Origin of the sequence: Streptomyces sp. H51 (assembly GCF_035656535.1) — a bacterium.
In the GTDB taxonomy this organism is placed as follows: domain Bacteria; phylum Actinomycetota; class Actinomycetes; order Streptomycetales; family Streptomycetaceae; genus Streptomyces.
The window spans coordinates 60,705-84,739 of sequence record NZ_JAYMHD010000067.1 but is presented as its reverse complement, the minus strand read 5'-3'; the positions used below and the strand labels follow the sequence as shown (position 1 = coordinate 84,739).

Annotated in this window: 19 protein-coding genes, 1 tRNA gene and 3 pseudogenes; 10 read left to right on the top strand and 13 right to left on the bottom strand. The window is 72.1% G+C overall.

The window, feature by feature from the left end; genetic code table 11:
• Nucleotides 1–159: 159 nt before the first annotated feature.
• The 3 genes from VKA29_RS23740 to VKA29_RS23730 form a co-directional block, all read right to left on the bottom strand.
• Nucleotides 160–996, bottom strand: a complete 837-nt coding sequence (locus VKA29_RS23740; protein WP_324787973.1) for an aldo/keto reductase — start codon at nt 994–996, stop codon at nt 160–162.
• 105 nt (nt 997–1,101) lie between these two features.
• Nucleotides 1,102–2,928 (bottom strand): AMP-dependent synthetase/ligase, encoded by a 1,827-nt coding sequence (locus VKA29_RS23735; protein WP_324787972.1) that lies wholly within the window; start codon nt 2,926–2,928, stop codon nt 1,102–1,104.
• 402 nt (nt 2,929–3,330) lie between these two features.
• Nucleotides 3,331–4,194 (bottom strand): LysR substrate-binding domain-containing protein, encoded by an 864-nt coding sequence (locus tag VKA29_RS23730; RefSeq protein ID WP_324788103.1) that lies wholly within the window; start codon nt 4,192–4,194, stop codon nt 3,331–3,333.
• A gap of 169 nt (nt 4,195–4,363) precedes the next feature.
• Here VKA29_RS23730 and VKA29_RS23725 point away from each other — a divergent pair, with 169 nt between their 5' ends.
• Nucleotides 4,364–5,377, top strand: coding sequence for a bile acid:sodium symporter family protein (locus tag VKA29_RS23725; RefSeq protein ID WP_324788102.1), 1,014 nt, complete (start codon nt 4,364–4,366; stop codon nt 5,375–5,377).
• A gap of 188 nt (nt 5,378–5,565) precedes the next feature.
• Here the strand turns inward: VKA29_RS23725 and fdhD are convergent, their stop codons facing one another.
• Nucleotides 5,566–6,393, bottom strand: a complete 828-nt coding sequence (gene fdhD, locus VKA29_RS23720) for a formate dehydrogenase accessory sulfurtransferase FdhD (RefSeq protein WP_324787971.1) — start codon at nt 6,391–6,393, stop codon at nt 5,566–5,568.
• Between the two features lie 300 nt (nt 6,394–6,693).
• Here fdhD and VKA29_RS23715 point away from each other — a divergent pair, with 300 nt between their 5' ends.
• Together VKA29_RS23715 and VKA29_RS23710 are read left to right on the top strand one after the other, a co-directional pair.
• Nucleotides 6,694–7,632 carry a beta-ketoacyl-ACP synthase III gene (locus VKA29_RS23715; protein ID WP_324787970.1) on the top strand — a complete coding sequence of 313 codons (939 nt, stop codon included), beginning with the start codon at nt 6,694–6,696 and terminating at the stop codon, nt 7,630–7,632.
• 455 nt (nt 7,633–8,087) lie between these two features.
• Nucleotides 8,088–8,172: transfer RNA gene (locus tag VKA29_RS23710), tRNA-Leu, on the top strand.
• Between the two features lie 216 nt (nt 8,173–8,388).
• On the opposite strand, the pseudogene VKA29_RS23705 reads toward VKA29_RS23710, so the two are convergent.
• The 3 genes and pseudogenes from VKA29_RS23705 to VKA29_RS23695 all read right to left on the bottom strand — a co-directional run.
• Nucleotides 8,389–8,957: pseudogene (locus VKA29_RS23705) on the bottom strand (ATP-binding cassette domain-containing protein); the annotation flags it as partial.
• On the bottom strand, nt 8,897–10,225 hold the full coding sequence (locus tag VKA29_RS23700; protein ID WP_324787969.1) for a serine/threonine-protein kinase: 1,329 nt from the start codon (nt 10,223–10,225) through the stop codon (nt 8,897–8,899). The gene VKA29_RS23700 and the pseudogene VKA29_RS23705, both read right to left, overlap by 61 nt.
• Before the next feature lie 92 nt (nt 10,226–10,317).
• Nucleotides 10,318–10,785: an ATP-binding protein gene (locus VKA29_RS23695; protein WP_324787968.1), complete on the bottom strand. Its 468-nt coding sequence runs from the start codon at nt 10,783–10,785 to the stop codon at nt 10,318–10,320.
• A 297-nt stretch (nt 10,786–11,082) separates the two neighbouring features.
• Between VKA29_RS23695 and VKA29_RS23690 the strand changes: the two genes are divergently transcribed.
• Nucleotides 11,083–11,919 (top strand): helix-turn-helix transcriptional regulator, encoded by an 837-nt coding sequence (locus VKA29_RS23690; protein ID WP_324787967.1) that lies wholly within the window; start codon nt 11,083–11,085, stop codon nt 11,917–11,919.
• Nucleotides 11,916–12,119, top strand: coding sequence for a DUF397 domain-containing protein (locus VKA29_RS23685; protein WP_324787966.1), 204 nt, complete (start codon nt 11,916–11,918; stop codon nt 12,117–12,119). Before VKA29_RS23690 ends, VKA29_RS23685 begins: the two co-directional genes overlap by 4 nt.
• Before the next feature lie 120 nt (nt 12,120–12,239).
• Here VKA29_RS23685 and VKA29_RS23680 read toward each other — a convergent pair whose 3' ends face one another.
• Nucleotides 12,240–12,578 carry an N-acetyltransferase gene (locus tag VKA29_RS23680; RefSeq protein ID WP_324787965.1) on the bottom strand — a complete coding sequence of 113 codons (339 nt, stop codon included), beginning with the start codon at nt 12,576–12,578 and terminating at the stop codon, nt 12,240–12,242.
• Between the two features lie 376 nt (nt 12,579–12,954).
• On the opposite strand from VKA29_RS23680, the pseudogene VKA29_RS23675 reads away from it, so the two are divergent.
• The 3 genes and pseudogenes from VKA29_RS23675 to VKA29_RS23665 all read left to right on the top strand — a co-directional run.
• Nucleotides 12,955–13,341: pseudogene (locus tag VKA29_RS23675) on the top strand (Fur family transcriptional regulator); the annotation flags it as partial.
• 169 nt (nt 13,342–13,510) lie between these two features.
• A complete protein-coding gene (gene katG, locus VKA29_RS23670) occupies nt 13,511–15,709 on the top strand; it encodes a catalase/peroxidase HPI (protein ID WP_420718553.1) in 2,199 nt (732 codons plus the stop codon).
• Between the two features lie 90 nt (nt 15,710–15,799).
• Nucleotides 15,800–16,084 (top strand): hypothetical protein, encoded by a 285-nt coding sequence (locus tag VKA29_RS23665; RefSeq protein ID WP_324787963.1) that lies wholly within the window; start codon nt 15,800–15,802, stop codon nt 16,082–16,084.
• Nucleotides 16,085–16,123: 39 nt separating this feature from the next.
• On the opposite strand, the gene VKA29_RS23660 is transcribed toward VKA29_RS23665, so the two are convergent.
• The 3 genes from VKA29_RS23660 to VKA29_RS23650 form a co-directional block, all read right to left on the bottom strand.
• Complete coding sequence (locus VKA29_RS23660) at nt 16,124–17,989, bottom strand: protein kinase domain-containing protein (RefSeq protein ID WP_324787962.1); 1,866 nt, start codon at nt 17,987–17,989, stop codon at nt 16,124–16,126.
• A 335-nt stretch (nt 17,990–18,324) separates the two neighbouring features.
• Entirely contained in the window at nt 18,325–19,077 is a 753-nt protein-coding gene (locus tag VKA29_RS23655) for a YwiC-like family protein (protein WP_324787961.1), read from the bottom strand.
• 184 nt (nt 19,078–19,261) lie between these two features.
• The gene (locus tag VKA29_RS23650) at nt 19,262–20,131 is read right to left on the bottom strand and encodes a DsbA family protein (protein WP_324787960.1); all 870 of its coding nucleotides are present in this window, start codon (nt 20,129–20,131) and stop codon (nt 19,262–19,264) included.
• A gap of 356 nt (nt 20,132–20,487) precedes the next feature.
• Here VKA29_RS23650 and VKA29_RS37050 point away from each other — a divergent pair, with 356 nt between their 5' ends.
• Nucleotides 20,488–21,816 (top strand): DUF6531 domain-containing protein, encoded by a 1,329-nt coding sequence (locus tag VKA29_RS37050; RefSeq protein ID WP_420718547.1) that lies wholly within the window; start codon nt 20,488–20,490, stop codon nt 21,814–21,816.
• Nucleotides 21,810–22,408 (top strand): annotated as a pseudogene (locus VKA29_RS23635) (ADP-ribosylglycohydrolase family protein); the annotation flags it as partial. The gene VKA29_RS37050 and the pseudogene VKA29_RS23635, both read left to right, overlap by 7 nt.
• 25 nt (nt 22,409–22,433) lie before the next feature.
• Here VKA29_RS23635 and VKA29_RS23630 read toward each other — a convergent pair.
• Both VKA29_RS23630 and VKA29_RS23625 read right to left on the bottom strand, forming a co-directional pair.
• The gene (locus VKA29_RS23630) at nt 22,434–22,589 is read right to left on the bottom strand and encodes a hypothetical protein (RefSeq protein WP_324788114.1); all 156 of its coding nucleotides are present in this window, start codon (nt 22,587–22,589) and stop codon (nt 22,434–22,436) included.
• A gap of 231 nt (nt 22,590–22,820) precedes the next feature.
• Complete coding sequence (locus VKA29_RS23625) at nt 22,821–24,029, bottom strand: MFS transporter (protein ID WP_324787959.1); 1,209 nt, start codon at nt 24,027–24,029, stop codon at nt 22,821–22,823.
• Nucleotides 24,030–24,035 lie beyond the last annotated feature (6 nt).

The window sequence follows — 24,035 nt, the reverse complement described above, 5'->3', positions numbered from 1 at the left end:
TCCGCGCCGGATGAACCGCGCCGGATGAACCGCGCCGGATGAACCGCGCCGGATGAACCGCGCCGGATGAACCGCGCCCGGTCTTGACTTCGAGAGCGCTCCAACAGCCGGGAGGCCGCCCGCCCCGGACAGGGCGGGCGGCCTCCGACTGCCCGCCGGTCAGGCCACGTCGAACGTCGACGGGTCCGGGCCCAGGCGCCGGTCCTCGTTCAGCGCGCTGATCGCGGCCAGGTCCTCGGTGTCCAGACGGAAGTCGAACACCTCGATGTTCTCCTTGATCCGGGACGGCGTCACGGACTTCGGGATCACGATGTTGCCGAGCTGGAGGTGCCAGCGCAGCACCACCTGGGCCGGGGTGCGCCCGTGCTTCTGCGCGATGGCGACGATCGCCGGCACCTCCAGCAGGCCCTTGCCGGAACCCAGCGGCGACCAGGCCTCGGTGGCGATGCCCTGCTCCGCGTGGAACTCGCGGGCCGCGTGCTGCTGCAGGTGCGGGTGCAGCTCGATCTGGTCGACGGCCGGGATCACCGACGTCTCGGCGATCAGCCGCCGCAGGTGCTCCGGCTCGAAGTTGGAGACGCCGATGGCCCGCACCCGGCCGTCGGCGTGCAGCTTCTCGAACGCCTTGTAGGTGTCGACGTACTTGTCCCGGGCCGGCGTCGGCCAGTGGATCAGGTAGAGGTCGACGTAGTCCAGGCCGAGCTTCGCCAGCGACACGTCGAAGGCGCGCAGCGTGGCGTCGTACCCCTGGTCGCTGTTCCAGAGCTTGGTGGTGACGAAGACGTCCTCGCGGGGGAGGCCGGAGGCGGCGATCGCCCGGCCCGTGCCCTCTTCGTTGCCGTAGATCGCCGCTGTGTCGATGCTGCGGTACCCGGCCTCCAACGCGGTGGCGACAGCCCGCTCCGCCTCGTCGTCCGGCACCTGCCAGACGCCGAAGCCCAGCTGGGGCATCTCGACGCCGTTGTTGAGGGTGATCGGGGGGACCTTGCTGCTCACGAGCTCTTGATCCTTACGGTCGCGTGTCAGGTGGTAGTCCCCATGGTCAACGATCACGGGCCGTGATGCATTCCTGACACCGGAATCCGCCCGGCGGACACGCTCCTACACCCGGTACAGCGCCTCGACCTCGCCCGCGTACGCCTTCTCGATGGCCTTCCGCTTCAGTTTCAGGGACGGGGTCAGCAGACCGTGTTCCTCGGTGAACGGCTGCGCCAGTATGCGGAAGGTGCGGATCGACTCCGCCTGCGAGACGAGGGTGTTGGCGGCGACCACCGCTCGTCGCACCTCCGTCTCCAGGTCGGGGTCGCGCACCAACTGGGCCGGGGCCATCCGCGGCTTGCCGCGCATGGTGAGCCAGTGCTCGACGGCCTCCTGGTCGAGGGTGACCAGAGCGGCGATGTACGGGCGGTCGTTGCCGACGACGATGCACTGGCTGATCAGTGGATGGTCGCGGACGCGCTCCTCCAGCACCCCGGGCGGGACGCTCTTGCCGCCGGAGGTGACCAGGATCTCCTTCTTGCGGCCGGTGATGGTGAGGTAGCCGTCGTCGTCGAGCGAGCCCAGGTCACCGGTGGCCAGCCAGCCGTCGTGCAACGTCTCGTCGGTGGCCTTCTGGTTGTTGAGGTAGCCGTGGAAGACGTTGGGGCCGCGCAGCCAGATCTCGCCGTCTTCGGCGATGTGGACGGTGACGCCCGGGACCGGCTGCCCGACCGTGCCGTACCGGGTGCGCTCGGGCGGGTTGGCGGTCGCGGCGGCCGTCGTCTCGGTCAGCCCGTACCCCTCGTAGATCTGCACGCCCGCGCCCGCGAAGAACAGGCCCAGCCTGCGGTCCATCGCCGAGCCGCCCGACATGGCGTTGCGGATCCGGCCGCCCATCGCGGCCCGCACCTTGGAGTAGACGAGCTTGTCGAAGAGCTGGTGCTGCATGCGCAGACCGGCCGTCGGCCCGGGTCCGATGCCCCACGCCTTGGTCTCCAGCGCGTCCGCGTACTTCACGGCGACGTCGACGGCCTTCTCGAAGGCCCCGGCCTTGCCCTCCTTCTCGGCCTTGCGGCGGGCGGAGTTGAACACCTTCTCGAAGATGTACGGCACCGCGAGGATGAACGTCGGCCGGAACGCGGCCAGGTCGGGCAGCAGCGCCGCGGCGTGCAGCTGGGGCTGGTGGCCGAAGCGGACCCCGCCCCGGACCGCGGCGACCTGCACCATCCGCCCGAAGACGTGCGCCAGCGGCAGGAACAGCAGGGTGGACGCCTCGTCGCCCCTCTTGGAGCGGAACACCGGCTGCCAGCGCTCGACGGCCGTGTCCGCCTCGTACATGAGGTTGCCGTGCGTGATCACGCAGCCCTTCGGGCGGCCCGTGGTGCCCGAGGTGTAGATGATCGTCGCGGTCGAGTCCGGCGTCACGGCCTGCCGGTGGCGGTGCACCACGTCGTCGTCGATGTGGGCGCCGGCGTCGTACAGCTCCCGCACCGCCCCCGCGTCCAGCTGCCACAGCCGGTGCAGCCGCGGCAGCCGGTCGATGACGGTGGCGATCGTCATCGCGTGGTCCTCGTGCTCCACGATCGCGGCCGTGCACTCGGCGTCGTACAGCATCCAGAAGCACTGCTCGGCCGAGGAGGTGGGGTAGACCGGCACCACCTGGGCGCCGATCGTCCACAGCGCGAAGTCGAAGAGGGTCCACTCGTAGCGGGTGCGGGACATGATCGCGACCCGGTCGCCGAACCGGATGCCCTGCGCGAGCAGCCCCTTGGCCAGGGCCAGCACCTCGTCCCGGAACTCCGCCGAGGTCACGTCCCGCCACACCCCGCTGTCGTCCTTGCGGCCCAGGGCGATGTGCAGCGGATCGTCCTGAGCACGTCGGAAGACGACGTCGGCCAGTCCGCCCACCGGCGGTGACAACGCCAACGGAGGGTTGGTGAACTCGCGCAAACCCCGCTCCCCGGTTCTGGTGACGCTCCGCACGGCGCCGTGAAAGCTACCCCACCCCGAGGCGGGGCGGGAGGGGGCCAGAACCCGAGAAACGCTCAGGTATGTGCTGGTCGGTGCCGGAAAATGCGCGCACATGCGGAAGGGTCGGACAGGGAACTGACCATTCAGTAAGTTCCTGGGCGGTAATCTCCACCGAATCTGTACGACCCGCTCACGCGCCCGCGTGTCCGCCCCGGCCGCGTCGTCCGGGTGCGCGGCCGTCTCCTCTGTCTGCGCCGCCGAGCCCGATTCCGTCACTCCGGCACCGTCCGCCCCGGCCGGCACGGCCGACCCGTCTCGGACGGCGGGTCCGTCACCGCCCCGCCGCGGCCGGTGGCCCTACCTGCGGTGCAGCCGGTGGCCCTACCTGCGGTGCAGCCGGTCACCGGCCGCCAGGACGGCCGACGCCAGGGCCTCGGCCGCGCCGCGGGCGGCGGCCCGGCGGCGGTCGTGCAGGAGGACGAAGTCGACCTGGCCGAGCTCCGGCAGCCCCGCCCGGTCCGGCACCCGCACCAGGCCCGGCGGGATCAGCCGCCGCGAGTGCGCCATCACCCCGAGGCCCGCGCGGGCCGCCGCGATCAGCCCGTTGAGGCTGGTGCTGGTGCACGCCACCCGCCACGGGCGCCCCTGCCGCTCCAGCGCCTGAAGGGCGAGGGCCCGGGTGATGCCCGGCGGCGGGAACACGATCAGCGGCACCGGGCGGTCCGTGTCCAGGCGCAGTCGCTCCGCCCCGATCCACACCAGCTCGTCGTGCCACACCAGTTCACCGCGCGGGTCCTCCGGCAGCCGCTTGGCCAGCACCAGGTCCAGCTTCCCGGCGGCCAGCTGTTCGTGCAGGATGCCGGACAGCCCCACCGTCAGCTCCAGGTCGACCTCCGGGTGGTCGTGCCGGAAGGCCTCCAGGATCTCCGACAGCCGGGTCAGCACGAAGTCCTCGGAGGTGCCGAAGCGCAGCCGGCCGCGCAGCCGGGTACCCGCGAAGAACGCCGCCGCCTGCTCGTGCACCTCCAGGATGCGGCGCGCGAACCCGAGCATCGCCTCGCCGTCCTCCGTCAGCTCCACGGAGTGCGTGTCCCGGCTGAACAGCTGCCGCCCGGCGCTGTCCTCCAGCCGCCGCACGTGCTGGCTGACGGTCGACTGGCGCAGCCCGAGCCGCCGCGCGGCCTGCGTGAAGCTCAGGGTCTGCGCGACCGCCAGGAAAGTGCGCAGGTGGGAGGTGTCGTACACGCGGAACACGATACCGGTCATCACGGAACGACATCACAGTCAGAGCGGTATGACGGATTCCCGATGACCCGCCCCGGGGGGACCATGGAGGGGGATCACCGCCCCCCACGCACCGTCGGAACAGACCAGCAAGTGGAGCACCGTGAAGCACCTGCAATGGCCGCGTTGGATGCCGGTCGACCCGTACATCCTGCTGCTGATCGGGACCGTGGGCCTCGCCGCCCTCTTCCCGGCGCGCGGGACCGCCGGGGACGTGGCCTCCGGTGCCTCCACCGCCGCGATCGCCTTCCTGTTCTTCCTCTACGGCGCCCGGTTGTCCACCCGGGAGGCACTGGACGGACTGAGGCACTGGCGGCTGCACGTCACCGTCCTCGCCTGCACCTTCGTCGTCTTCCCGCTGCTCGGCCTGGCCGCCCGCGGTCTCGTCCCGGTGCTCCTGACCCGCCCGCTCTACGAGGGCCTGCTGTTCCTCACCCTCGTCCCGTCGACGATCCAGTCGTCGATCGCCTTCACCTCCATCGCCCGCGGCAACGTCCCCGCCGCGATCTGCGCGGGCTCCTTCTCCTCCCTGGTGGGCATCGTCGTCACCCCGCTGCTGGCGGCGGTCCTGCTCGGCAGCAGCGGCGGCGGGTTCTCCGCGGACTCCCTCGTCAAGATCGTGCTGCAGCTGCTGGTGCCGTTCCTCGCCGGGCAGCTGCTGCGCCCCTGGATCGGGGGGTTCGTCGCCCGCCACCGCAAGGTCCTCGGACTGGTCGACCGCGGCTCGATCCTGCTCGTCGTCTACACGGCCTTCAGCGAGGGCATGGCCCAGGGCATCTGGCACCAGGTCAGCCCGGCCCGGCTCGGCGGCCTGCTGGCGGTCGAGGCGGTCCTGCTCGCGGTGATGCTGGCCCTGACCTGGTACGGCGCCAAGGCCCTGCGCTTCGGCCGCGGGGACCGGATCGCCATCCAGTTCGCCGGCTCCAAGAAGTCCCTGGCCTCCGGGCTGCCGATGGCCGGCGTCCTGTTCGGCGCCCACGCCTCGCTGGCCGTGCTGCCGCTGATGCTCTTCCACCAGATGCAGCTCATGGTGTGCGCGGTGATCGCCAAGCGCCGCTCCCACGACCCCGTCGAGGACGCCACCGGGACGGAGCCGGGCGCGGCGTCACGGACCGCGGTCGGTACGACCCCACGGCCGCGTTGATGCCCGCCGGGGCGCCCTGTGTCTGCCTCCGGCCGACGTCGTGGCCGAGCAGTCGCCGGTGCGGGCGGCGTGGTCGCGGCAGCGGCCGAACTCGCCGGTGAGCGCGGTGCCCCCGCCCACGAGGACACGGCGAGGACACGGCGTGCGGCGCGCGGACGCCTTCGTCCTCCCCGCCGCCGCCCCGCCCATCAATACCCCAGGCGGTCCTTGCCCGCGTACACGTTCATGGAGTTGCCCCGCAGGAAGCCCACCAGGGTCAGGCCGGTTTCCACGGCCAGGTCGACGGCCAGGGAGGACGGCGCGGAGACCGCCGCGAGCACCGGGATGCCGGCCATCACGGCCTTCTGCGCCAGTTCGAAGGAGGCACGGCCCGAGACCAGCAGGATCGCCCGCGACAGCGGCAGGTCCCCGTTCTGCAGGGCGCGGCCGACGAGTTTGTCGACGGCGTTGTGCCGGCCCACGTCCTCCCGTACGTCGAGCAGTTCGCCGTCCTCGGCGAACAGGGCGGCCGCGTGCAGCCCCCCGGTCCGGTCGAAGACGCGCTGGGCCGCGCGCAGCCGGTCGGGGAGGCTCGCGAGCAGTCCGGGCTCGACCCGGACCGGGGGAGCGTCGGCGATCGGCCAGCGGGCGGTGGTCCGCACCGCGTCGAGACTGGCCTTGCCGCACAGACCGCAGGACGACGTGGTGTAGACGTTCCGCTCCAGGGTGATGTCGGGGATCGTCACGCCGGGCGCGGTCTGCACGTCCACCACGTTGTACGTGTTGTGCCCGTCCGCCGTGGCGCCCGCGCAGTACACGATGTTCCGCAGGTCCTGCCGCTCGGCGAGCACGCCCTCGCTGACCAGGAAGCCGGCGGCGAGGGCGAAGTCGTCGCCCGGGGTGCGCATGGTGATCGCGAGGGGTCTGCCGTTCAGCCGGATCTCCAGCGGTTCCTCGGCGACCAGCGTGTCCGGGCGCGTGGAGACGGCCCCGTCGCGGATGCGGATCACCTTGCGTCGTTCCGTGACTCGTCCCATGTCGTGTCTCAGTCCCGGTTCTGTACGTACTGGTAGCTGGTAGCTGGTAGCTGGTAGCTGGTGGTTGACAGCTGGTGGCCGGAGCGGCCGTTGATGCGGCTACTCATTGTCCTGCACATGGAGGGCGGGGGTGGCAGCGCGCTCCGCGGCAGGCGCGGCCGGGTGCTCGGTCGTCCGAGGGCCTGACGGAAGCCGACAACCCGGGCGGCCGAATCCTGTCACCTCGGCTGCCGCCGTACTCACCGGTCACTGATCAGACTGAGGGCTCCCGTTACCCAGGCAATCAGGGGGATCCACCCGATGAACGGCTCGCGCATCACCGCCGTCGGCCACTACCAACCCGCCAAGGTGCTCACCAACGAGGACCTGGCGGGTCTGGTCGACACCAGCGACGAGTGGATCAGGACCCGGGTGGGCATCCGCACGCGTCACATCGCCGGCCCCGACGAACCCGTCGACGAGCTGGCCGCCCACGCCGCCGCGAAGGCGCTCGCGGCGGCCGGTCTCGCCCCCGGCGACATCGACCTGGTGGTGGTCGCCACCTCCACCGCGGTCGACCGCTCGCCCAACACCGCCGCCCGGGTCGCCGCCCGGCTCGGCATGCCCTCGCCCGCCGCGATGGACCTCAACGTCGTGTGCGCCGGGTTCACCCACGCCCTGGCCACCGCCGACCACGCCGTGCGGGCCGGCTCCTCGGTCCGCGCCCTGGTCGTCGGGGCCGACAAGATGTCCGACGTCGCCGACTGGAGTGACCGCACGACCTGCGTGCTCGTCGGCGACGGCGCGGGGGCCGCGGTGGTGGAGGCCTCGCGGGAGTCCGGCATCGGGCCCGTGCTGTGGGGCTCGGTGCCCGAAATGGGGCACGCGGTGCGCATCGAGGGGCAGCCGGCGCGGTTCGCGCAGGAGGGACAGAGCGTCTACCGCTGGGCCACCACCCGGCTGCCCCCGATCGCGCGCGGGGCCTGCGAACGGGCCGGGCTCGCCCCCGAGGACCTCGCCGCGGTCGTCCTGCACCAGGCGAACCTGCGCATCATCGAACCCCTCGCCGAGAAGATCGGCGCCGTCAACGCGGTCGTCGCGCGCGACGTCACCGACTCCGGCAACACCTCGGCCGCGAGCATCCCGCTCGCCCTGTCCAAGCTGGTCGAACGCGGCGCGATCGGCACGGGGGACCCGGTCCTGCTGTTCGGCTTCGGCGGGAACCTGTCGTACGCGGGCCAGGTCGTGCGCTGCCCCTGACGGCCCCGGCGGCGGGCCGTCCGCCCCGTCATCTTCTCGGCGGTCCTGCCAGAGGGCCGCCGGCCCTCTGGCCCGGCATGACTGTTGCCCCCTGTCGAACGGACGACCTGGGGGGTGGTGTCACCGGGTCCGAGGGGTGCCGTCACCGACGCTGATCAGAGGTCCGGCCACCGTCCGGCCCGGCGCAATGCCGGGCAGCTCGTGGGCCGGGCGCCGCGAGCCGCCCGGCGCGATCGCCGGCCGTGACGAACAGCGCGCCGCGGCGCTCATGCGCGAGCACACCGAGCACACCGAGCACACCGAGCACACGACCGTCGTACCGCGCACATGCCCACTCCTGACCCCTGACCGCGGCCGGCACCGGACAGAAAACGCAGGTGAAAGGCACCCCGAAAGCTTGGTATTGTTGTCCTCGTCGCCGCGGGGGAAGACCCCGGCCGGGCGGCAGACACCTGGTCCGGGTGGCGGAATGGCAGACGCGCTAGCTTGAGGTGCTAGTGCCCTTTATCGGGCGTGGGGGTTCAAGTCCCCCCTCGGACACTCGCAGTAACGGTACGCAAGCGAGGGCCTCGACCTTACGGTCGCGGCCCTCGTCGTGTGTTCGGGGTGGAGGGTGCTGCCGGGCTCGGCGTGGGCGACCCGGCGACCCCGACACCTTCGCGCAGACGTGGAGGGCCGGGGCCCCGGGCGCGGACCGCTGCACACTCCGGCGGTTCACGCCGCGGGGCTCACGCCGCGGGGCTCAGGCCATGCGGCTCACGCCTCCGTGAGCGTCCCGTCGGCCACCCGCAGTCGGCGGTCCACGCCGATCTCGGCGAGGAACCGCTCGTCGTGGCTGACCACCATGAACGCGCCCTGGCAGGAGTCGAGCCCGCTCTCCAACTGGCCCGCGCTGACCAGGCCGAGGTTGTCGGTCGGCTCGTCGAGCAGGTCCAGGCGCTGCGAGAGGTAGGCGATCCGGCCGTCGCCGCGCCTGATATCCCCGCCGTCCGGGGTGAGTTCGCCGGTGATCAGCCGTAGCAGGGTGGTCATTCCGGCACCGTTGGGCCCGGTCAGCGCGATGCGTTCGGGGCCCCGGACGGTCAGGTCGATGCCACCCGCGGCGAAAACGTCCTGTTCCCCGAAGCGGACCTGCATCCCCTCGCCCAGGAAGAGGGTGCGCCCCCGGCGGGCACCTCGGTGTCGGGCGGGTGTGGGGCGTTGCGCTGCTCGTCGCGCAGCGCACGTCCGGCCTCGTCGAGGCGGGCCTTCGCGTCACTTCGCGTCACTGCGGCCGGGGCAGGAAACGCTCCACCACGAGCGTCAACCGCTCGATCCAGTCGTCCAGTTCGTCCTCGTCGTGCGTGGTGACGCGGCACGACCGGGTGCTGCCGTCGTGGAAGTGGAGCGTGACGGTGAGGGAGAGGCCCCGCCCCACCTCGCTGTGGCTGACCGCGCGGATGGCGTACCAGGGGAAGTCGACGGGACGGCCGTTCACGCCGAAGGAAACGCCGTGCGCGTCGGCCACGACGGCGTTCTTGTGGTCCATCGCGAGGAAGTCCTCCGCGTCGGAGGCGACCGGTCCGGCAGGTCCGGCAGGCCCGGCCGGTCCGAAGCCGGGCGACGCCGCCGACGGCGGCGGTACCACCGGAGCGGGCGGGTACGGCGAGGGCTGGTACGGCGCCGGCGGGTACGGCGAAGCCGCGGTGACCGTCGGCGGCTGCACGACGGGCGGCGTACCGGGAGCGGGAGCGGAAGCGGGGACAGGAGCAGGGGAAGGGGGCGTGGTCGAGGTCGGGGGCACCAGCACGGTCGGCGTGTAGGCGGGCGGGGTGCTGTCCGGCGCGGGCGCCAGCAGGTCCAGCAGCTGCCCGGCGGTGGGCCGGTGCTCCGGGGCCTTGGCCATGCAGGCGGCGACCGTCGGACGCAGGCCCGTCGGCACGGCCGTCATGTCGGCCTCGTGGTGGACCGAGCGGTACATCAGCATCATCGGCGTACCCTCGCCGAAGGCGCTGCCGCCGGCCGCCGCCACCAGGACGGCGCCCAGCGCGAAGATGTCCGCGGCGGCGCCGACGGGCAGCCCCTCCGCCTGCTCGGGCGCCAGGAACCCCGGCGTGCCGAGGGCGGCGCCCGTGACCGTGAGCCGGGACCCCTCCACGGCCCGGGCGATGCCGAAGTCGACGACCCGGGGACCGTCGTCCGCCATGATGATGTTGCCGGGCTTCAGGTCCCGGTGCACCAGCCCGCAGGCGTGAATGGCCTGCAACGCCTCGGCCAGCGCGAGACCCAGTCGGCGCAGGGCCGCCCCGTCCATCGGCCCCTGCGCGGTGAGCAGGGCGGAGAGGGTCGGACCGGGGACGTACGCGGTGGCGAGCCAGGGTTCCGCGGCGTCCGGGTCCGCGTCGACGACCGGCGCGGTGTGGAAGCCGCCCACCGCGCGGGCGGCGGTGATCTCCGCACGGAAACGTTCACGGAACCCCGGGTCCCGTGCCAGTTCCGGCTTGGCGACCTTCACCGCCACGCTCCGGCCGCCCCGGGATCTCCCCAGATAGACGGTGCCCATCCCGCCCTCGCCGAGCACCCGCTCGATCGTGTAGGCGCCGATCCTCTGCACGCCGCTTCCTCCCCCGCACGTCGTCGGGCGTCACCTTAGTGCGGGGCGGGAGCCCGAGCGAAAGCCGCTGCCGGGATCCGGTCCATTCCGCGTCAAAGCGCCCCGGCCGCCGAGCACTTGGCGGCGCACTCCGCCCAGACGGTCTTGCCGGGCCCGCCCGTGGCGCGCGGTGCGCAGCCCCACCGGTCCGCCAGCGCCTCGACGAGGAGCAGGCCGCGCCCGCCGTCCTCGGGGCCGTCGTCCTCCGGGAGGGCGGTGGGGATGCGGGGCAGGAGTTCACCGCGGGTGTCGCTGACCTCGATCCGTACGGTGCCGGTGGCCGGGTCGGCGGTCAGCAGGACGTGGAAGTCCCGGCCGGCCACGTGCCCGTGCCGGACGGCGTTGGCGCACAGCTCCGCCGCGACGAGGCTGACGACGTCGTGCGCGTCGCTGCCGTACGGGATGCCCCAGGCGTCGAGCCGGGTCCCGCACAGCCGTCGGGCGAGGCGGGCGCCGCGCGGGGTGGAGCTGAAGCACATCGCGAACTGGTGCACCGTGAGGGGTGATCGGGCTGTGGTCATGCACTCACGGTGGCGTCTCGTGGCGCAGCGTGACCAGCGGTGACGCGCTGACTCCGGCGCTTCGTACCGGGTGGTCGGCTGCTTTGTACGGGGTGGTACGCGGGGGAGAGCCCGCTCACGGGCGCCCGCACCCCGCGGCGGTGCTGCCGGGCGGCCGGGCCGGTCGACGGGCCAGGACGAGTACGAGGTCGGCGTGACCTGTGGTGATGCCCCGGCGTTAACCCGTCGGGGGCGGGCTCGACCCCTGTGTCCGGCGAGGTGCGGCAAGAGGTGGGCAGGGCGGTGACCGTGAGGGACGTGGAAGCGGGACAGCGGCAGCAGCGGCCGGAGGACGAGCCGGGGACGGGCGTGGTGACCGCGTTCGGGCGGCAGTTGAAGCTGTTGCGGGTACGGGCGGGGATGGACAGGGCGGAGTTCGGCAAGCGGGTCGGCTACTCGGCGGACATGGTCGCGTCGATCGAGCAGGGGAGGCGGATTCCGCAGGCCCGGTTCATCGAGCAGGCGGACGAGGTGCTGGGGGCCGGGGGGTTGCTCACGGCGCTGAAGGAGGAGGTGGGGCGGGCTCAATATCCGGCCTACTTCAGGGACGCGGCTCGCTTGGAGGCTCGGGCTGCGGGCTTGAACCTCTACGCGGTCTACGCGGTTCCGGGCTTGCTGCAGACGGAGGACTACGCACGAGCCGTCTTCCAGATGCAGCGTCCTCTGCTGCCCGACGACATCATCGAACAGCGCTTGGAAGCCCGCCTGGCTCGGCAAGAGGTCTTCAGCCGGCGGCCCGCGCCGCTGATGAGCTTCGTGATCGAAGAGGCGGTTCTGCGGAGGCCGCTGGGTGGCCGGGGAGTCATGCGGGGAGCCCTGGAACAAGTCCTGATGACAGCCCAGTTGAGGCATGTTGAAGTGCAGGTCATGCCGACCGACCGTGAGGACAATGCCGCATTGGGCGGGCCCTTCACGCTGATCGACACAGACAAGGGCCAGCGGATCGCGTACGCAGAGGTCCAGGACGACAGTCGGCTCTACACCGAGGTGTCCAAGGTGCGTGAGCTGGAGGCCCGGTATGGCATCCTCCGGTCACAGGCCTTGACGCCGAGCGAGTCAACAGCCTTCATCGAGAAACTGATGGGAGAGCCATGAGCGTTCGCATAGCGCACGCCGTGCCAGAATCCGCCTGGTTCAAGAGCAGCTACAGCACAGGTGGCGGCGGCGAATGCGTGGAAGTCGCTGCCACTTCCGGAGCCGTCCTCGTCAGGGACTCGAAGCGGCCCGCAGTGGCCCGGCTCGCGTTCGGTCCCGAAGCGTGGGCCGACTTCGTGCGGTCGGCCGCTGGGCACTGAACCGGCCGACCTCTGATGTTCGGGGCCCGGTGCGTGCGTCGCACCGGGCCCCGAACGCGTCAGGTCCCGCCGTGGACGTCATTGCTCGGCCCACCCAGTCGCCCGCAGCGCGGTCGGCTGTCACCCCGCCCCGATCGCCGTCGCCCGGCGCCAGGCGCGGGTGAGCCGGCCTGTGAGCCGGCCCGTCAGGTGTTCGCAGAGGGGGCCGCCCCGGGGGAAGGGGACCGACGTCTCCTCGGTCATCGCGGTGAAGAAGCGGCGGCCGGCCCCGGTCTGGAGCGTGGTGGTCCAGCGGTGGTCCGGACAGCGCTTGAGCAGGGCAAGCAGGAGTTCGCGTCCGAGCCCCTCGCGTCGGCGGTCGTCGACGACCCGCACGTCCAGGATGCGTCCGGCCCGGCAGGCGCCGCAGGCGCGGAAGCGCAGCCGGCCGAGCTCGGCGCCGCACCGGTCACGGAGCACCACCTCTGACGTGACGCACCGGTCCGCGGGCACCGACCCTTCCGGCCGCGGCGCCCGGCGGAGCCGGGAGAAGGCCAGCCGCACAGCTCGATCGCCTCTCATGGCGTTCTCGTGGCGTGCCGCTCCGGAAGCGGAAGCGGCGCCCGCTCACCACTATGGCGAACAAGTGACCGATCGGTGAAGCCCCGCGTCGACGGCGGAGCCCGGCGCGGCTTGGACGGCGGCGTCGAGGGAAGGCATGCACCGGCGGGTCGGCATGCACCGGCGGGCCGGCAGTCTTCAGGTCGATCTTCAACTTGATCTCTTCCAGAACTTGATTGATTCCAGGAAAGGGACAAGACTGCGGCTTGTGACCGCGACTTCGGACTTCGAGCGCATGTTGCGAGCGGCCGCCCTCCGGGTGACGCGCCCTCGGTTGGCGGTGCTGTCCGCGGTGCACGGTCATCCGCACGCCGACACGGACTCGATCACCCGCGTCGCGCGTGAACACCTCGGCGCGGTGTCCCACCAGGCCGTCTACGACGTGCTGCGGGTGCTGACCGCTGCCGGTCTGCTGCGGCGCATCGAGCCGCCCGGCTCCGTCGCGCGCTACGAGGCGCGGGTCGGGGACAACCACCACCACCTCGTGTGCCGGTCCTGCGGGGTCATCGCCGACGTCGACTGTGCCGTCGGCAGCGCGCCCTGCCTGACCGCCTCCGACGATCAGGGCTTCGTCGTCGACGAGGCCGAGATCGTCTACTGGGGCCTGTGCCCCGACTGCTCCATCGATTCCACCGATTCCGACTATTCCGGCGATACCACCATTTCCACCAGTTCCGCCGATTCCACCCGTTCCATCCGTTCCACCCGTTCCACCGCACCGGTTACTGAGCACACTCTTTGATCCATGGAGGATTCCCGTGGCTGACAGTCCTGACGCCGTAGTGGGAGAGATGAACGACGAGAGCGCGGGAGGCTGCCCGGTCCACGCCGGACGCTTCAGCCACCCGACCGAGGGCGGAAGCAACCGTGACTGGTGGCCGAACCAGCTCAACCTCGCGGTCCTCCGCAAACACTCCTCCGCGTCCGATCCGATGGGCGACGGCTTCGACTACGCCGCCGAGTTCCGGAGCCTCGACCTCGACGCCCTGGCCAGGGACGTCGACGAGGTGCTGACCACCTCCCAGGAGTGGTGGCCGGCCGACTTCGGCAATTACGGGCCGCTGATCATCCGCATGGCCTGGCACAGCGCGGGCACGTACCGCGTCCACGACGGCCGCGGCGGCGCCGGTGCCGGCATGCAGCGGTTCGCGCCGCTCAACAGCTGGCCGGACAACGCCAACCTCGACAAGGCGCGCCGTCTGCTGTGGCCGGTGAAGAAGAAGTACGGCCGCAAGATCTCCTGGGCCGACCTGATGATCTTCGCGGGCAACCGGGCCCTGGAGACCATGGGCTTCAAGACCTTCGGCTTCGCCGGCGGCCGGGCGGACGTCTGGGAGCCCGACGAGGACGTCTACTGGGGCCCCGAGCGCACCTGGCTCGGCGACGAGCGCTACAGCGGCGACCGCGAGCTGGAGAACCCGCTGGCCGCCGTCCAGATGGGCCTCATCTACGTCAACCCGGAGGGCCCCAACGGCAACCCGGACCCGGTCGCCGCGGCCCGCGACATCCGTGAGACCTTCGCCCGCATGGCGATGAACGACGAGGAGACCGTCGCGCTCATCGCCGGCGGCCACACCTTCGGCAAGACCCACGGCGCCGGCCCCGCGGACGCCGTCGGCCCCGAGCCCGAGGCCGCGCCCCTGGAGGAGCAGGGCCTGGGCTGGAAGAGCGGCTACGGCAGCGGCAAGGGCGGCGACACGATCACCAGCGGCCTCGAGGTCACCTGGACGCCGACCCCGACGACCTGGGACAACAGCTTCTTCGAGACGCTGTTCGGGTACGAGTGGGAGCTGTTCGACAGCCCCGCCGGCGCCAAGCAGTGGCGGCCGAAGGACGGCGCCGGGGCCGGCACCGTCCCGGAGGCGCACGACCCGTCGAAGAAGCGCGAGCCGCGGATGCTCACCACGGACCTCTCGCTGCGCTTCGACCCCGTCTACGAGCAGATCTCCCGGCGTTTCCTGGAGAACCCGGACCAGTTCGCGGACGCCTTCGCCCGTGCCTGGTTCAAGCTCACGCACCGCGACATGGGCCCGATCCAGCGCTACCTCGGCCCGCTGGTGCCGCAGGAGACGCTGGTGTGGCAGGACCCGATCCCGGCCGTCGACCACGAGCTGGTGGACGTCGGCGACGTCGCGGCGCTCAAGGACAAGATCCTCGACTCGGGCCTGTCCGTCGCGCAACTGGTGTCCACCGCCTGGGCGTCGGCCTCGTCCTTCCGCGGCAGCGACAAGCGCGGCGGCGCCAACGGCGCCCGGATCCGCCTCGCCCCGCAGCGGGAGTGGGAGGTCAACGAGCCCGACGCCCTCGCCACGGTGCTGAGCACCCTGGAGGGCATCCAGGAGTCCTTCAACTCCTCGCAGACCGGCGGCAAGAAGATCTCGCTCGCCGACCTGATCGTCCTCGCCGGCTGCGCGGGCGTGGAGCGGGCCGCGAAGAACGCCGGCTTCGACATCCAGGTCCCGTTCACCCCGGGCCGTACGGACGCCTCGCAGGAGCAGACGGACGTCGAGTCCTTCGCGCAGATGGAGCCGGCCGCGGACGGCTTCCGCAACTACCGCGGCAAGGGCAACCGGCTGCCGTCGGAGTACCTCCTGCTCGACCGCGCGAACCTGCTCACGCTGACCGCGCCCGAGACGACGGTCCTGGTGGGCGGCCTGCGCGTGCTGGGCGCCAACCACCAGGGCTCCCAGCTCGGCGTGCTCACCTCGACGCCCGAGTCCCTGACGAACGACTTCTTCGTCAACCTGCTCGACATGGGCATCGAGTGGAAGCCGACGACCGAGGACGCGGAGACCTTCGAGGGCCGGGACCGTGCCACGGGCGAGCTGAAGTGGTCCGGCAGCCGCGTCGACCTGGTCTTCGGCTCGAACTCCGAGCTGCGCGCCGTCGCCGAGGTCTACGCCAGCGACGACGCGAAGGAGAAGTTCGTCGAGGACTTCGTCGCCGCCTGGGACAAGGTCATGAACCTGGACCGGTTCGACCTGGCCTGATGCTCGGCCTGGCCTGATTCCCACCGTCCGCACCGCGCGTCGGCACCGTCGGCGCGCGGTGTGGCATTTGTCGACCTAAGCTCCCTTTGTGTGGCACACACCTTCGAAGAGCTGGTGGAGAAGCAGCGGGCCGCCGACCAGGCGCACAACCGCGTCGAGGAGCTGCGGGAGACCTACGGGCCGCCGACCTTGGAGGGCGGCTGGACACAGCGGCAGACCGACACCTACGAGACGGCATGGCGGGCCTGGCGCGACCTCGCCCGCGACGTGCAGGCCTCGGTGACCGAGTACGCCAAGGCCGAGGACGTGTCCCGCAGCGACATCGAGGCCGACCTGAAGAAGGCGGTACGGCACCCCGACGGCGGCGCGGCCTAGCCGGGCGGCGCCGCCCACGGAACATGCGTCAGGCCGGCCTCATATCCGCGCCCAGCTCTGCGAGGACGCCCCGGACCGGCACGTCGCCTCCTGCACCCCGCCGCCGAAGGAAAGGTCGAGGCAGCCGCCGTCGTAGGCGCTCTTCAAGGAGTTGCCGGACCCGGAGAACCACCGCAGGACGGAGCTGTCCTGGCTGCAGTCGCCGACGAAGACGGCCTGGTTGTTGCCGTTGGCGCTCAGGCAACTGCCGCTCGACTGGTTGACGACCTTGATGCTGCCGCCGGAAGCGCTCTTGAAGATCCAGGAGGCGGACGAACCCGAGCAGTCCCCGAGTCCGGTGGAACCGTAGACCTGGACCAGGCACTTGCCGTTCTCGCCGTTCTTCAGGTGGAAGTAACCGGAGGAGGGGGGCGAGCCCGACGTGCCGCCGGTCGAGGTGCCACCGGAGGTACCGGAACCGCCCGTGTCGCCGGAGCCGGAGCTCCCGCCCGACCCGCCGCTGCTGCCACTGCCGCCACTGCCACCGCTGCCGACGGAACCGCCCGTGCCGTCCGAGCCGCCCTGTGCGCCGGAACCCGTGCCGCTGCCGTCCGACACCTGGGCGTCCCCGGACCCGGTGTCCGCGCCCTTGCCCTTGCCCGCTTCCTGCCCGCCCTTGTCCGGGGAGGAGGAGCCGTGCGGCGACGCCGTGGCCGACGGACTCCCGCCGGAGGCCGAGGGAAGCGGCGTGGCGGCCACCGACACGGACGCGGAGGGAGTGGCCTGCGCCCGGTCCTGCGGCGAGGAGGTGTGCGGGAGGTACTGGATGGCAAGGGTCGTGCCGGTCACCACCAGGACGACGGGGACGACGGCGAGGAGGATCCGGGTGCGCCGGCGCTCCCGCCGCTCCTCGGCGGGCGGGGCGGGCGAGGCGGGCGCCGCGGGAGCGGCCGGCTCGGGGGCCGGCTCGGGGTCGGGCAGGGTCGGCGTCCGCTCCGGCGGCGCGGCCACGTCCGGCACGTTCGCCGCGAACGCGGCCCGCTCCGCCAGGCGTTCGGCGATCGGCGCGGGCCACCCGGAGGCGACGGACTTCCCTTCGAGCTCTTCCAGCAGTTCGGCGGCCGTCGGCCGGCCCTCGGGGTCCTTGTCGAGGCAGCGGGCGACGACCTCGGCGAGGTCCGGGTCCAGCTCGCGCAGCGGCTCCAGGTCGGGCTGCTCGTGCACGATGCGGTACAGCACGCCGTGCCCGGACTCCGCGCCGAAGGGCGGGCTCCCGCACCCCGCGTACGCGACGACCGAGCCCAGCGCGAAGATGTCGACGGCGCCGGTCAGCCCCCTTCTGCCCGAAGCCTGTTCGGGCGACATGTAGGCGGGGGTGCCGACGACGAGGCCGGTGCTGGTGAGCTGGCTCTGCTCGGCGGCGCGGGCCACACCGAAGTCGATGAGGGTGAGGCCGTCGACGGTCAGCATGACGTTGGACGGCTTGAGGTCCCGGTGCACCATGTCCAGCGCGTGCACCGCCGCCAGGCCCTTCGCCGCCTCCCGCAGCAGCCGCCACAGGGCGTCGGCGGGCAGCGGGCCGCGGTGCAGCTCGACGGCGTCGCCGAGGGTGAGGCCGGGGACGTAGGCGGTGGCGAACCACGGCGGCCGTGCGGCCGGGTCGCTCGCCAGCAGCGGGGCGGTGGCCTCGGCGGGCAGCGCCGCCAGGTTGTCCAGCTCCTGTCCGAACCGCCGCAGGAACTTCTGGTCCTCGCCGGAGATCGAGTCCCGGACCTGCTTGACGGCGGCGTACCGCCCTTCGTGGACGCCGAGATAGACCCGCCCCATTCCGCCGGCCCCGAGCCGCCCGAGGAGGGGGATGGGCCCGATGTACCGCGGATCTTCTTCGGTCAGCGGCTCGGCACCGCTTCCGGCCAGCTCAGACACGTTTCCCCGTTCTCCCCGTCGACTCGCCTGCGTCGTCACACGCCGACGGCGGCCGCCCGGTCTTCCGCTCACGGGCCGGCGCGCTCGCTCGGCAGGGATCAGTATGACCGTCCGTCAGCACGATCAGTGAGTCTTCACGCGGGCACCGGCACGGCGGCCCCGCCCGCGCGCGGGACCGCACCCAGGCGCGCACCACCAAGGGCAGTGGACACCGGTACGCGGAGATCGTGCGGGCGCATCGGCAAGGGGCGCGCCGGGTGGTGTGAGGCGGGGGCGGGGTGATGGGCGTGAGGACCCTCGTAGGGGCGTCCCATGGGCGTCGTAGGGGCGCGTCGTCACCCGGAGGACAGCAGCAGCGCGGTGAGGAGCAGCACGGACAGCACCGCCTCCCCGGCCCCGACCACGCCCACCCGCACCCGGCCGAGCGCCGGCACGGCCAGCGCCCGCCCCAGGCACACCGCGAAGAACCCGGCGAGCCAGGGGCCGAGGACGGCGGCCGCGACGCCGAGCGCCACGGCGTGGTAGCCGCCCGAGGCCCACCGGTAGGCGGTGCTGCCGCGCTCACGGATCATGGTCTTGACGTAGAGGACGGTGCCCGCGAAGTACAGCAGGCAGGCCAGCGCCGGCCGCCAGGCATCCGCGATCCCGCCCCCGCCGAGCAGCAGGGCGACCGGCAGCATGCCGCACGCGGGGACGACGGCGGCCAGCCCGTTGACCAGGGCCCGCTCCCGGTTGCGCCAGGCGTACCAGCAGTTCACGGCGAGGAACGGCGCGGCGCAGACGGCGGCGAGCAGCAGCCAGGGCGCGTGTACGACGAGGGCGACGCCGCACGGCACCAGCGCCGTCGTGAACAGCCGCACGGGGCGCGTGTGACGGGCGGCGGCTCTGGGATTGCGGGAGTTGTGCCGCAGCCGCAGCCACTGCTGGACGTGGAAGACCGCGAGGTAGCCGAGGAGCCAGGCGAGCAGCAGCAGGGCGTGCCACGGTGTGGGCTCGCCCAGCAGCATGCCCGCCAGGAACGGCACGACCAGCATCGCCCAGGCTCCGTGCTGGTTCGGAAGCCAGCGCCGTACGGCACGCGAAGACATCGGTGCTGTCCATCCTCCTCCGGGGCTGTACGGACGTGGCTTCCTCAGCCGGGTGTCCGCGCCGACACGGCGGTTCCGGCGTGCTCAGCCTGGCATCCGGCGGGGTACGGCGGACCAGGCCATTGGTCCCGGATCACCGGGACCTTCGCCGTCCCCCAGCCTTCCGCCGGGTGCGCGAGCCGGGTCACTCCGCGGCCGCCGCCTGCTCCACCGTCTGCGTGAAGGCGGCGGCGCTGACCGGCTTCCCGCTGCCGTCGAGGACGTCGACGGTCTTCCCGTCGACCTTGACCGTCGGGGTGCCGGTGGCGTCGCTGGCGTAGAACGCGTCCGCCACCTTCGCCGCCCAGGGCAGGTACGTGCCCTCCTTGACGGCCTTGTTGAAGGCGGGCGTCCGCAGCCCCGGCACCTTGCCGGCGATCTCCAGCAACTTGGCGCTGCTGCCGAAGGTGTCCGTGCTCTCGTCCTTCGGCTGGGCCGCGTACAGCGCGTCGTGGAACGCCTTGAACTTGCCGACGCTCTCGTCGAGCGCCGCGCCCAGCGCCGCGAGCCCGGTCTGCGACCCTTGACCGCCGAGCCGCTTGTCGAGGAACGCGGCCATGTGGAACTCGACCTTGACCTTCCCGGAGTCCACCATCGAGGTCAGAGTGCCGCCCAGATCCTTCTCGAACGCGGCGCAGTACGGGCAGCGCAGATCCTCGTACACCTGGACGGTGGTCGGAGCGCCGGCCTTCCCCCAGGTGATCACGGTGCCGCCGGCACCGCCGGCGTGGGCGGGCGTGACGAGCTTCCCCCCGCCCTTGCCGACCCCGGCCCCGGCCTCGGTCCCGGCCCCTGCCCCTGATTTGTCACCGGCGGCGAGCCCGATGCCGATACCGGCGGCCAGGGCGAGCACGGCGGCGACGCTCCCGAAGACGACGGCCCGCCGCCGGAACGCCCGCTGCCGCGCCTCGCCCTGCCGCAGGGCGGCCACGTGCTCGTGCCGGCGCTCGTCATGCGGGGCGGCGTTCCGGACGGGAGCGGTCTTCTTGACGGAAACGGTCTTCTTCGTGGCCATGCCCGCGACGCTAGGGCGCGGCACCCGGGGGCGGTAAGGCCCCATGGGGGCGGCGCGGAGGGCTGTGGGTCCCGGGGGAGCCGGGACCTTCGGTGCTGTATCCGTTTCGACGGGGACCCGAAGCGAGGTGTGAAGGATCGCCGTCGGCGCGACCGTTCCTTCCATCCCAGCGGGACTTCGTGTGGACGCGGCCTGACGTACGCGATCTCTTCGACTACCGGGGTATCCGGTCGGTGCGCTGCCGTGGAAGACCGATCCGAGCACCGCCGTCCGAGACAGCAAATCGTCATGCCGCTTTGCTTACTTGAGCACACTGATCCGGCCATACGCCTGTCCGATGATGTCCGTTTTCTTTCATGCGCATGCCACGAGAACTTCGCTCCTGCTTGGTTACCGGTGAGGCGCATGTGACGGGGGCAATGTGGGAGAAGGCCAAGCCCTACAAGGGGCGCTGCCGAGGCGGTGACCCGATCGACATGGTGTCCGGCGAGATGCTCATGGAGCAGGTGGATCTGGAACTCGCCGGGCTCCTGCCGTTGGTGATTCGGCGTACTCATGTCTCCACCTACCGCTGCGGGCGCTGCTTCGGGACGAGTTGGGCCTCGACGCTGGATCAACGGCTGGAGATCGACGATCAAGGGGTGGTGTACGCAACCGAGGACGGCATGCTTCTGGCTTACCCCGTCCCGGCACCCGACACCGAGACCATGCCGCTCGAAGGCCCCCGACGGCCCCTGAGGTGGAGCGGCGACGACCGCGGCGTGATCACCGTGCACGACGAGGAGTCCGGGCGGACGCACCACTTCGCCCTCGGGAGGCGACCCGACGGACCCATGACGCGGAGCGAGAACTCACGCGGTGGTGCGCTCATGGACGCCAACCTACCGCCAGGATGTCCACCCCACCCTCTACTCATGCAGCTAGGGACCCACCCCGGCACAGGAGCCGCCCCCATGAACCTTGGATCCGTCCTGCCCGCCATGCCCGGCGCGACGCCCGTCTCCGGCCTGGAATCGGCGTGGCGCTGGTCGCCGAACCCGATGTTCACCTTCACCGCCGCACTCTCCACCGACGGAGAACACAACCTTCAGGTCAACGTGCGGGGCCCCTACGACGAGGGACTCGTCACGGCGCTGCTCGCCCATGCCAGGGCGCATGACGGCGAGTTCGTCGGACAGGGGCGGCCCCTGGTGGGGATCGAAGGCTTCCGGTACCCCGGATCCGCGTTCGACACGGTGGGCGTGACGACGGCCGAGGTGCACGGCTACCACGCCACGGAGAATCCCGGACTCTCAGCCGTCACCTACGCCGTCTTCCCGGCCTACGCCTGCGAGATCTCCGGCCGGGAGAACGAAGAGGAGGCATGGGGGAGGTTCCGCAAGATGCTCCAGCCGAACAAGCTGGACCGCGCCCCCGTGCCGTTCGTCAAGATGCGCTACGACAACGTCCGCACCGGCAGCGCGAGCAAGGGCGACGCCCGTGGTTTCGCTCCCCTGGCCACCCTTGTACGGGAACTGGGGCTGCTCGAGGACGCCGCCGGCAGTTTCGTCGAGTGGGAGAACCGGCACGGCGACGTCTGGCGCGCGGACAGCACCACTGACGGCATCCGGCTCACCCACGACGGGACGCGGGAACCGGTGGACACCGAGCGACTGCAGGACGTGGCCCGCAGCAGCGTGCAGTAGCTTTTCATTTCCAGGTCAACCAGCGCGCAGCGGGAAACGGTTCCTTGATGCGGGCGTCGACCTCCGCGGTCCACTTCGCGGCCGCCGGCCAGGAAGCCACCATGGACGCGGCCCGCCGCATCGCCGCCCTCACCCACGGGGACCGCGCGGCCCGGGAGGGCACCGCGATCTTCCACGAACTCATCCGCGTCACGTTCGAGGACACCGACCCCCTGACCGCGCTCCCGGACGTCCTGGCTCTCGTCCATCCCGACCACCGCGACCGCCACGCCACCGTCCTCGCCCCGACTGGCACCCCGATCGGGCGACCGAGTTCAACGGCGCCGTCTGGCCCTGCCTGGGCTCCGCCGTCTGGGCCCTGCGCACCACCAGCGGCTTCGAGGACGCGATACGCGCGGCGATCGACCTCGGCGGCGACACGGACACGGTCGCCGCGGTGACCGGAGGGCTCGCGGGGGCGTACTACGGACTGGACGCGATCCCCGCCCACTGGACCCAGCCGCTCCATGTCCCGCTTCCGGGATTCGACGGACGGGTGCTGCGCCCGACAGACCTGCTCCACCTCGCGCACCGCCTCGCAGAGCGCCGTTGACCGGACAGCCGACGGCCGGGCGGGGTCAGCGTCCGACTCGGTTGCGGACGGCGAGGACGGCGAGGCCCGGGAGGACGGGCTCGGTGACGCGGGAAGCCATCTCGATGTAGGTGCAGGCGGTGGTCGGATTGTTGCCGGAGGAGCGGAACACCACGCTGCTGAGGGTGGTGTCGAGGGCCACCGCGGATCTCCTGGCCCTGCCCGACCGGCGCTCCACAGCCCTGGCACGCTTCGGGAGCGAGGCCAAGGCGGCCGCCTGCAGGTCCCGCCGACGCACCGGGTGTCGGCTCCCGCTCTCGTGTCGAGGCGCGGGTCACGGCCCGGATCCGGGAGGTCCCGGTGCCCTGCCCGTCAGGTCGCCGGCGGTGCGGGACCGGGGGACGCGCAGGCATCGCCGCCGGGCAGGGCGGCCTCAGTTCCGTGCGCGGCCGGCCAGCCGCACAAGCACCAGCGCGCACAGGCCCGCGCCGGCCGCGACCGCCATGAGGACCGTGCGCACGGCGAGGTGTTCGAACAGGATGCCCGCCGTCCCGTAGGCGACGGGGCTCGCGACGAAGACGGCGGCGCCGAAGACCGGAAGCACGTGCGGGCGGAGGTGTTCCGGGGGCCGCAGGGTGAGGAGTGCGACGGCGGGTGCGGTCACGGCGGGCAGGAACATGCAGGCGGTCGCGACCGACAGAGCCGCCGTGGCGGCGGGCTGGTCCCAGGGCAGGAACCAGAGCGCGACGGCCGTGCCGATGCCGCCGCACGCCGCGAAGCGGGTCGGCGGGATCCTGCGGGCGAGCCGGGCCACGACGAGAGTGCCCACCGCGGTGCCACCGCCCCACGCGGCCAGCAGCAGGCCGGCCACATGGGGGTCGGCGTCGTAGCGGCTGTCCGCCATGACGGGCAGGGCGAGCAGCACGACGGGCATGAGCGTGCCGTAGCCGAGCGCGGCGAGCGCCATGGTGCGCAGCACCGGGTCCCGGAGCAGGTGGCGCACACCCTCCGCCATGTTGTTCGCCGACAGCGGCTCCGGTGCCGTCGTGCGGCGGGGCAGGCCGGTCAGCAGGGCGGCCGACAGCGCGAACGAGGCCGCGTCGGCCCAGAGCACGTTGAGTGCGCCGACCTGCGCGATGAGGAACCCGGCGATCGCGGGGCCGAACAGCCGCGCCGACGAGGTCGCCGTCTCGAACAGGGCGTTGCCCGCGGTGACGGCGCCCTCGTCCGGGCCGAGGGCGTCGGCCAGCAGCATGCGCTGCGCGGACAGGTAGGCCGACGCGACGCATCCGACGAGGGCCACGATCACCAGCAGCGCCCAGAACGGCAGCAGGCCCGCCTGGTAGAGGGTGGGCACCGCCGCCAGCAGGACCGCGTTGACGACGTCCCCGACGACCGTGACCCGGCGGGCGCCCCACCGGGCCACCAGGAGCCCGGCGGGCATGGCCAGCAGCGGTACCGGCAGGATCTGGATGACGAACACCAGCCCCATCCGCGCCGGTGAGCCGCTGGTCATCAGGACGAACCACGGCAGTGCCAGCGTCGTCATCTGGGTGCCGACCGAGGAGACGAACTCCGCGACGATCACCCTGCGGAACTGCCGGCTCCGCAGGGGCGGGGGAGGCGCCGGAGCCGTCGTCACGGGGCG